This is a genomic window from Streptomyces sp. NK08204, from assembly GCF_020400585.1.
Classification (GTDB): domain Bacteria; phylum Actinomycetota; class Actinomycetes; order Streptomycetales; family Streptomycetaceae; genus Streptomyces.
On sequence record NZ_JAINVF010000033.1, the window covers coordinates 55,550 to 64,383 of the forward strand.

General features: G+C 72.7%; 10 protein-coding genes and 1 pseudogene. 4 read left to right on the forward strand and 7 right to left on the reverse strand.

Annotated elements, in window-relative coordinates; all coding sequences use genetic code 11:
• Positions 1-6 precede the first annotated feature (6 nt).
• From K7G59_RS31435 to rimP, 3 genes are all read right to left on the reverse strand, one after another.
• On the reverse strand, positions 7-288 hold the full coding sequence (locus K7G59_RS31435) for a YlxR family protein (RefSeq protein WP_225840092.1): 282 nt from the start codon (positions 286-288) through the stop codon (positions 7-9).
• Positions 289-400: 112 nt separating this feature from the next.
• Positions 401-1,399 carry a transcription termination factor NusA gene (nusA, locus tag K7G59_RS31440; RefSeq protein WP_225840093.1) on the reverse strand — a complete coding sequence of 333 codons (999 nt, stop codon included), beginning with the start codon at positions 1,397-1,399 and terminating at the stop codon, positions 401-403.
• 2 nt (positions 1,400-1,401) lie between these two features.
• Positions 1,402-1,911, reverse strand: coding sequence for a ribosome maturation factor RimP (rimP, locus tag K7G59_RS31445; RefSeq protein WP_225840094.1), 510 nt, complete (start codon positions 1,909-1,911; stop codon positions 1,402-1,404).
• A 217-nt stretch (positions 1,912-2,128) separates the two neighbouring features.
• Between rimP and K7G59_RS31450 the strand changes: the two genes are divergently transcribed.
• From K7G59_RS31450 to K7G59_RS31460, 3 genes are read left to right on the forward strand one after another with little or no spacing between them, the layout of a single operon-like run.
• A complete protein-coding gene (locus K7G59_RS31450) occupies positions 2,129-2,665 on the forward strand; it encodes a hypothetical protein (protein WP_225840095.1) in 537 nt (178 codons plus the stop codon).
• The gene (locus K7G59_RS31455) at positions 2,662-3,165 is read left to right on the forward strand and encodes a ferritin-like domain-containing protein (protein WP_225840096.1); all 504 of its coding nucleotides are present in this window, start codon (positions 2,662-2,664) and stop codon (positions 3,163-3,165) included. The genes K7G59_RS31450 and K7G59_RS31455 overlap by 4 nt, the downstream gene beginning before the upstream one ends.
• Positions 3,166-3,209: 44 nt before the next feature.
• A complete protein-coding gene (locus K7G59_RS31460; protein WP_225840097.1) occupies positions 3,210-4,115 on the forward strand; it encodes an aminoglycoside phosphotransferase family protein in 906 nt (301 codons plus the stop codon).
• 99 nt (positions 4,116-4,214) lie between these two features.
• Here the strand turns inward: K7G59_RS31460 and K7G59_RS31465 are convergent, their stop codons facing one another.
• Both K7G59_RS31465 and K7G59_RS31470 read right to left on the reverse strand, forming a co-directional pair.
• Complete coding sequence (locus K7G59_RS31465) at positions 4,215-5,918, reverse strand: proline--tRNA ligase (protein ID WP_225840098.1); 1,704 nt, start codon at positions 5,916-5,918, stop codon at positions 4,215-4,217.
• A gap of 74 nt (positions 5,919-5,992) precedes the next feature.
• Positions 5,993-6,538 (reverse strand): GNAT family N-acetyltransferase, encoded by a 546-nt coding sequence (locus K7G59_RS31470; protein WP_225840099.1) that lies wholly within the window; start codon positions 6,536-6,538, stop codon positions 5,993-5,995.
• Positions 6,539-6,690: 152 nt separating this feature from the next.
• On the opposite strand from K7G59_RS31470, the gene K7G59_RS31475 reads away from it, so the two are divergent.
• Positions 6,691-7,728 (forward strand): questin oxidase family protein, encoded by a 1,038-nt coding sequence (locus tag K7G59_RS31475; protein ID WP_225840100.1) that lies wholly within the window; start codon positions 6,691-6,693, stop codon positions 7,726-7,728.
• A 38-nt stretch (positions 7,729-7,766) separates the two neighbouring features.
• Here the strand turns inward: K7G59_RS31475 and K7G59_RS31480 are convergent, their stop codons facing one another.
• Positions 7,767-8,615 (reverse strand): GNAT family N-acetyltransferase, encoded by an 849-nt coding sequence (locus K7G59_RS31480; protein WP_225840101.1) that lies wholly within the window; start codon positions 8,613-8,615, stop codon positions 7,767-7,769.
• Between the two features lie 100 nt (positions 8,616-8,715).
• Positions 8,716-8,834 (reverse strand): annotated as a pseudogene (locus tag K7G59_RS31485) (4-hydroxy-3-methylbut-2-en-1-yl diphosphate synthase); the annotation flags it as partial.

An 8,834-nucleotide genomic window follows, 5' to 3' on the forward strand; every position in this document is an offset into this window, starting at 1 on the left:
GCCTGCTCAGCAACTGTCCGTCTGCCCGACGTACCGGCGCAACGCCTTTATGTCGAGCGGCCCGGGGACGCGCAGCGCCCTCGGAAACGCCCGGCGGCGTACCGCCTGGTCGAGACAGACCGGGTCGGGGTGTACGTACACACCCCGGCCGGGCAGCGTACCGCGTGGATCGGGAACACACTGTTCTCCATCCGCCACGGCCCGCAGCAGCTCGTGCTTGGCCGCTCGCTGCCTGCACCCCACACAGGTGCGCTCAGGGCATGCGCGGGCATACGTCCGGCCAGACACTCCTCAGTCTACCTCCCCGTACCGACCTCACCCCTTTGAGGGAGAAGTCGAACAGTTACATGATGCAGGCTTGTCCGATCTCAGCGCATCGCGGCCGAGATCTATTCCCCGGCTACTGCCCGGCGTGCGCCGCGGTCTGCTCGGTGTCCGGGCGGATGTCGATCCGCCAGCCGGTGAGCCGGGCCGCGAGCCGGGCGTTCTGGCCCTCCTTGCCGATGGCCAGCGACAGCTGGTAGTCCGGCACGGTGACCCGGGCGGACCGGGAGGCCATGTCCACGACCTCCACCTTGGACACCCGAGCGGGTGACAGCGCGTTCGCCACCATCTCCGCCGGGTCGTCCGACCAGTCCACGATGTCGATCTTCTCGCCGTTCAGCTCGGCCATCACGTTGCGCACCCGGCCGCCCATGGGGCCGATGCAGGCACCCTTGGCGTTCAGGCCCGTACGGGTGGACCGTACGGCGATCTTCGTGCGGTGACCGGCCTCGCGGGCGATCGCGGCGATCTCCACGGAGCCGTCGGCAATCTCCGGCACTTCCAGGGCGAAGAGCTTCTTCACCAGATTGGGGTGCGTGCGCGAGAGGGTGACGGACGGTCCGCGCACGCCCTTCGCCACCCGGACGACGTACGAGCGCAGCCGCGTGCCGTGCGCGTACTCCTCGCCGGGCACCTGCTCCTGCACCGGCAGGATGGCCTCCAGCTTGCCGATGTCGACCAGCACGTTCTTCGGGTCGCGGCCCTGCTGGACCACACCGGTGACGATGTCGCCCTCGCGGCCTGCGTACTCGCCGAGCGTCGCGTCGTCCTCGGCGTCCCGCAGCCGCTGCAGGATCACCTGCTTGGCGGTGGTGGCGGCGATCCGGCCGAAGCCGGAGGGGGTGTCGTCGAACTCGCGGGGCGCCTGGCCCTCTTCGAGGTCCTCGGGGTCCTCCTTCGCCCACACGGTCACATGGCCGGTCTCCCGGTTCAGCTCCACGCGTGCGTGGCGGCGGCTTCCCTCGGTGCGGTGGTAGGCGATGAGGAGGGCCGACTCGATCGCCTCGACCAGCAGGTCGAAGGAGATCTCCTTCTCCCGAACCAAGCCCCGCAGGGCGCTCATGTCGATGTCCACGGCTACGCCTCCTCCTCTTCCTTCATGTCCTTCATGTCCTTGCGGTTGAACTCGACCTGCACGCGCGCCTTGGCGATCTCCGGGAAGCCGAGCCGACGGGTCGTGGCCTTGCGCCCCTTGACCCCGGGAACCTCCAGCTCCAGCCCCTCGTCGTCCACGGTCAGGATCCGCGCGACCAGGTCGCCGCCCTCGGACAGCTGGAACTTCACGAGCCGGCCCGTGGCGCGCACGAAGTGCCGGTGCTCGGTGAGGAGGCGCTCCGCGCCGGGGGTGCCGACCTCGAGGTAGTACTCGCCCTCGCCCATTGCGTCGGTCTCGTCGAGCTTCGCCGAGAGCGCGCGGCTCACATCGGCGATCTGGTCCATGTCCGGCCCGGAGTCGGAGTCGACGACCACGCTCAGCACCCGCTTGCGTCCGACCGAGTCCACGGCGATCTCCTCGAGATCCAGTCCCTGGGAGGTGACGAGCGGTTCCAGCAGCTCTCGCAGCCTCTCGCTCTGGGTGGTGCTCATCCGGGTGACTCCTCGGCCGCGTGTGCTGTTGTGGGATGGGGCGCGTGTCTGGTCAAAGGGTATCCGGTCGCAGGGGGTGTTGCCGTCCACCCGGGTACGCACGGTGCCGGTGAGTGGTGTCCACGGGGCGCGCGGGTACGGTGATCACGGGCGTGCCGCCCGTCACTGGTCTTCTTGCCGGTCTTCCCTTCGTACGAGTTCCCCGAGGACGTCTGCAGTGCCGTACCCTCCGCCGCCGCGCACCCCCTCGGGGCCGCGCAGAAGAACCCTGCTCGCCTCCGCCGCCGGGGCCGCCGTGCTGGCCGGCTGTACGGCCGGTACGGACTCGGAAGACGGTGGCGCCCCGTCGGCCGCCACACGGGCACGCGCGCACGCGGCGCGGGACAGCGCGGAGTTGCTGGAGCGGTACGACGCCGTGCTCGCCGCGCATCCGGAGCTGGCCCAGCGGCTGCGTCCGCTGCGCACGGCGGTCGCCGCGCATGTGGCGGCCTTCGGCGGCGGGACCGCGGGTACGGCCACGAAGCCGCCGTCCTCCAAGGTCTCCCCCACCGCCGCCGCCACGGCCTCCCCGTCGCCCACCGTCCCGCCCCGGCCGAAGGACGCACTGCTCTCGCTGGCCGACGCCGAGCGGGGCGTGGCCGACAGACGGGCCCGGGACCTGCTGGAGGTGCCGGGCGAGCTGGCACGACTGCTGGCGTCGGTGTCGGCGGCCGGGGCGGCACACGCGTATCTGCTGATGGAGGGGGCCAAGTGAGCGACGAGGCGAAGCGGGCCGTGTTGTCGGCGCTGCAGGCGGCGCTGGCCGCCGAGCACGCGGCGGTGTACGGGTACGGCGTCGTCGGCGGGCGGATCGGCCAGGCCCGGCGCGCCGAGGCGCGGGCCGCCTACGACGCGCACCGCTCCCGCCGGGACTCGCTGGCCCGCCAGGTCCGGGACCTGGGCGGCGAGCCGGTGGCGGCGAGCGCCGGGTACGCGCTGCCGTTCCCGGTGCCGGACCCGGCGGCTGCGGTGCGGCTCGCCGCGCGGCTGGAGGAACGGCTGGCCGGGGTCTACTCGGACCTGGTCCGGGCGACGACGGGCGCGCAGCGTGGTGCCGCCGCGGCGGTACTGCGCGAGGCAGCGGTGCGGGCGGTGCGCTGGAGCGGGCAGAGCGTAGCCTTCCCTGGACTCGCCGAGCGCTCCGGCGAGGGGACCGGCGCGGCGGGCACGACGGGGGGCAGGACACCGTCCTCCACCCCCTCGGTGGCCCCGTAGGCGCCGTCACGACATCCCGTACCGCAGGAAGGAACGACTCGCGCATGGCTTTCGAACCGCCGCCCCGCCTGGTGCGGGCGCTCGGTGAGACGGCACCGGCCGGGGACGACTGGCTGGCGCAGCTGCCCCGGACGGCCGAACTGGCCGTGGCCCGGCGCGAGTCGACCGTCGAGCGGGTCCAGATGCCGGGCGGCCGGAGCAGCCTGGTGGTGCTGGTACGGCTGGCCGACGGCACCCCGGCCGTGCTGAAGCTGGCCCCGCCCCGGGCCCGCCCGGAGAGCGAACGGGCCGCGCTGGCCCACTGGGGCGGCGTGGGCGCCGTACTGCTGCTGCAGGGACCGCGGGAGCCGGAGGAGGGGGTGCTGCTGCTGGAGCGGCTGCATCCGGACGTGTCGGTGCGGTCGCTGCCGGAGGCGAAGGCGCTGCTGGAGGCGGCGGGCACGCTGCGCCGGCTGTGGGTCGAACCTCCGGCGGAGCACGGCTTCGAGACGGTGGCGGAGCGCACCGGACGGCAGGCGGCGGCGATGCGGGCGGGCGCGCAGGCCGATCCGCAGACGGCGCCGCTGGTCGACGCGGCGCTCGCGGCCCGCGACGGGTTGCTGGCCGCGCCGCCCGAACACCGGCTGCTGCACGGCACGTTCCGACAGAGCAAGGTCCTTGCCGGGGAGCGGACGCCGTGGCTCGCCGTGGGGCCGGACCCGGTGGTCGGCGAGTGCGCCTTCGATCTGGCGCGGCTGGTGCGGGACCGGGTGGAGGACCTGATCGCGGCACCGTCCGGACCGGCGATCACCCGGCGCCGGATCAAACGGCTCGCGGAGTCGCTGGAGGTGGACCAGGAGCGGCTGCGCGGCTGGACGCTGTTCCGGGCGGTGGAGTCCGGTGTGCGGGCCCTGCGGGTGGGGCGGCCCAAGGACGCGGAGCTGCTGCTGGAGTTCGCGGGGTGGCTGTAGGGCGTCGAAGGCCGGCGCCTCGCGAGCGCCGGAAGGGCTGACGCAGTGAAACGCCGGACGGGCGGGATCTCCCGTCCGGCGTCACCGGGGTCTTGCCGCTCAGGCCGTCAGCCGGGCGATCGCCTCGTCGACCGGCAGTTCCTCGCGCTCACCGGTCCGGCGGTCCTTCAGCTCCACCACGCCCTCGCCGGAGCGGCGGCCCGCCACCAGGATCCGCGGTACGCCGATCAGCTCGGCGTCGGTGAACTTCACGCCCGGGGAGACCCCGGCCCGGTCGTCCACCAGGACGCGGACGCCCGCGGCGGCCAGCTTGTCGGCGACGTCGAGGGCCAGCTCGGTCTGCAGGGCCTTGCCCGCGGCGACGACGTGGACGTCGGCCGGGGCGACCTCCTCGGGCCAGCACAGGCCCTTGTCGTCGGCGCTCTGTTCGGCGATGGCCGCGACCGCGCGGGAGACGCCGATGCCGTAGGAGCCCATGGTGACGCGGACGGGCTTGCCGTTCTGGCCGAGCACGTCGAGCTTGAGGGCGTCGGTGTACTTGCGGCCCAGCTGGAAGATGTGGCCGATCTCGATGGCGCGGTCCAGCTTCAGGCCGGTGCCGCAGTTCGGGCAGGGGTCGCCGTCCTGCACCACGACGACGTCCACGTACTCGTCGACCTCGAAGTCACGGCCGGCGACGACGTTCTTGGCGTGCGTGTGCTCCTTGTTGGCGCCGGTGATCCAGCCGGTGCCGGGGGCCACCCGCGGGTCGGCGATGTACTTCACCTTCTCGCCCAGGCCCTGCGGGCCGACGTAGCCGCGCACCAGGTCGGGGCGGCCCGCGAAGTCCGCCTCGGTGACCATCTCGACGGCCGCCGGGGCGAAGTGTGCCTCGACCTTGCCCAGGTCGACCTCACGGTCGCCGGGCACGCCCACGGCGACGATCTCGCCGTCCACCTTGACCAGCAGGTTCTTCAGCGTGGCGGAGGCCGGGACGCCGAGGGAGGCGGCCAGCGTCTCGATGGTCGGGGTGTCGGGGGTCGGGATCTCCTCGAGGGCGGCGATGCCCGAGCCGTCCACCGGCTTCAGCTCGTAGGTGATCGCCTCGGTGTTCGCCGCGAATTCGCAGTTCGGGCAGTCCGCGAAGGTGTCCTCGCCGGCCTCGGCCGGGGCCAGGAACTCCTCGGACTTCGAGCCGCCCATCGCGCCGGCGGTGGCCGCGCAGATGCGGTAGTCGAGGCCGAGGCGGTCGAAGACGCGCTGGTAGGCCTGGCGGTGCAGGGCGTAGGACTCGGCGAGGCCCTCGTCGGCCAGGTCGAAGGAGTACGAGTCCTTCATCAGGAACTCACGGCCGCGCAGGATGCCGGCGCGCGGGCGGGCCTCGTCCCGGAACTTGGTCTGGATCTGGTAGAGGATCACCGGCAGGTCCTTGTAGGACGTGCACTGGTCCTTGACCAGGAGGGTGAAGATCTCCTCGTGGGTGGGACCGAGGAGGTAGTCGCCGCCCTTGCGGTCCTTCAGCCGGAACAGCTCCTGGCCGTACTCGTCCCAGCGGCCGGTGGCCTCGTAGGGCTCGCGCGGCAGCAGGGCGGGGAGCGACACCTCCTGGGCGCCGATGGCGTCCATCTCCTCGCGCACGATCCGTTCCACGTTGGCGAGGACCTTCTTGCCGAGCGGCAGCCAGCTCCAGATACCGGCGGCGGTCCGGCGGACGTAACCCGCGCGGACGAGGAGCTTGTGGCTGAGGACCTCGGCGTCCGCCGGGTCGTCGCGCAGCGTCTTCGCCATCAACTGGGACATGCGCTGGACCGGTGCGTTGGCCATGGTTCTCGTACTCCTGCCAGGGAAAGGTTGATGGCTAGGAGGTTAGCCGGGCTGGCTGCGCGGGCGGAAATCGGTTATGGGACACGCTGCTCCTTGCGGCGCAGCGGGAGCGGGGCACCCATCACCGCGTACGGCTTGGGGGCGCTCGGGAAGTGCACCCGGCGGGCGAGGTCGACGTAGCCGAGCGAGCGGTACAGGCCGCGGGCCGGGCTGTCGGTGTCGATCGCGGAGAGGATCGAGCGGGGTTCGGCGGCGGTGTCGGTGATGGTGGTGATCAGGCGCCGCCCGATGCCCCTGTTCTGGTGGCGGGGGTGGACGTGCAGCTCGGTGATGACGAAGGAGTCGTCCAGCCAGAAGACGTTGTCGTTGGCGCGCAGGTACGGCTCCACGATCGTGGACCACCAGTGGCTGCGGGAGTTGGGCATGCCGTAGACGAAGCCGACCAGCTTCCCCTGGCAGGTGGCTCCGAAGGCCCGGGCGCCGGGGTACTCCATGTGACGCCGGACGATCTGGCGGCGTACGGCCACCTCTTCGGGGCCCAGTCCGAAGGCGGCGGCCTGGACCGCCAAAGCCTCGTCCACGTGGGCTGGGAGGTCCAGGGGGCCGATCACGACGTCCATGCCGGGAGCGTACAGGGGAGGTCGCGCTCACCGTTGCGGCGTCGGCCGTTCGGCCCTGGGCGGTGCGACCCCGGACCTAGGCCACAGGCCCGGCCGTGGTTCGATCCCCTGACCGATGATCAGGCTCCGGGGCGCGGCTACCGTCCGGTGTCATGGACATCGACAGCACGCTCGACGAGGCCTACGAACGACTGCACCGCAGCGGTCCGGAGTTCGAGGGATGGCTGACCAATCACGGCCCGATGGCCGCGGAAGCGCTGGTCCGGCACGGACACGGGGGCCGGGTGCACCGCTGGCTCGACCGCTACATGGACCGGCTGGACGACCTGCCGCGCGGGGTCTCGCCCCTGACCGCGGACGAGTGGCGTACGGCGCTAGGTGATCCGCGCCGGCTGGGCGACTGGCTCGTGTACTTCGAGCGCGAGGTGCGGGAGCGGCCCTGGCGTGCGGTGCTGGAGACGTGGTGGCCGCGGCTCCTGCCCGGTATCGCGGCCGGTGCCACCCACGGTGTGATCCGTACCGGGCACGCGGTGCACGCCCTGCTCGCCCATGAGGACGGGCCCCGGCTGACGGAGTTCGGCCAGGCCCTCGGCTACTGGGCGGCGCGCTGGCAGCCGGTACCGGCCACGCCGCCGTCGGGAAGCGCCGGTCCCGCGTCCGCCCTCGCCGGGGTTCCCCGGGTCCCCGACCAGAGCGCGGGGATCAACCACCGGCTCGGCCAGCTCGCCGACGTACCGGGCTGGCCCGTCGCGCTGGCGGCGCTGCGGCCCGCTGCGGACCCGGAGCAGGCCGGCGAGCTGCTGGCCGACCTCACGACCGCTGCCGTCCTGCACTACCTGCCGAACGCGCACGGCTCGGCGGTCATGCTGGTGCACTCGGCGACCGCGCCGATGGCGGTGCTGCGCACCTTGCCCGCGCTCCCACGTGACCAGTGGGTGCCCAGCCTGGACGCGGCGTGGGCGGCCAGTGCGGCCGTCACGGCGGCCTATGCCCCGGCCGCACCCGCGCCCGAGGCGGATCTTCCCGTCGCGCCCGAGTCGCCGGAGGAGGTGTTCGACCTGGCCGCGCGGCACGGGGACGAGCACGTCATCAAGCTCGCCGACACCTGCATCGAGGTGCACGGGCGTACGGGACACCCGGATGCGCTGTCGGCGGTGGTCCGCGCGGCGGGGTTGATCGAGGAGCTGTAGCAGGACCGGACGAGGTCCGAAAGACGCGTGGCGGAGGGCTAGAAGAGGACGCTCATGAACGCGCCGACCTCTTGGAAGCCCACCCTGCGGTACGTCCTTCTCGCCGCTGTGTTGAAGTCGTTGACGTAGAGGCTGACCACCGGGGCCACGTCGGTGAGCGCGTAGTGCAGCACCGCGGCCATGCCGGGGGCCGCCAGGCCCCTGCCCCGGTACTCGGGCGCGATCCACACGCCCTGGATCTGGCAGGCCTGGGCCGTCGCCGCGCCGATCTCCGCCTTGAAGACGACCTTGCCGTCGTCGTCGAGGCGGGCGAAGGAGCGCCCCGCGCCGACGAGTTCGGCGACGCGGGCCTGGTAGAGGAGGCCGCCGTCGCCGGCCAGCGGCGATACGCCCACCTCCTCGGTGAACATCGCCACGCACGCGGGCATGATCGTCTCCATCTCGTCCTTGCGGATGCGGCGGACGAGCGGGTCGGGGGCGATGTCGGCGGGCATGCGTTCGGTGACCATCAGCGGCTGGTGGGCGCGGACGTCGCGGGCCGGGCCCCAGTGCGGCTCCAGCAGCCGCCACAGCTCGGCGGTCGGTTCGGCGGGGCCGACGATGGAGGAGCAGCGGCGGCCGGCCCGCCGGGCCCTGTCGGCGAAGGCGCGCACGGCGCGGGGGGTGGCGCAGAGCGGGACGAGGTTGGCGCCCGCGTAGCACAGGGACGTGAGCATGCCGTCCTCGTACCAGCCCCACATCTCGCCGCCGAGCCGCCACGGGTCGAGGCCGGCGACCTGGACCCGGGCGGTGACGAAGGCGTTGGCGACCGGATCGCGGTTCAGTACGGCGAGCGCGGCGTCAAGGTCGCTCGGTTCGAGCACCCGTGAGGTGGTCTGGGTCAACACGTGCGGGGCCTCACCACGAGGTTCTGCTGATTTCCCGCACTGTACCTGGCGAATCCCGAAGGCGCCGCCCCGCGAGGACGGCGCCCACGGCGGGCGGGAGTCAGCCCGCCACCGAGACCGACGGCTCGCCGGAGGGCACGCCGTCCGCCTCCATCTGCTCGGCGAGCTTCATGGCCTCCTCGATGAGGGTCTCCACGATCTTGGACTCGGGGACGGTCT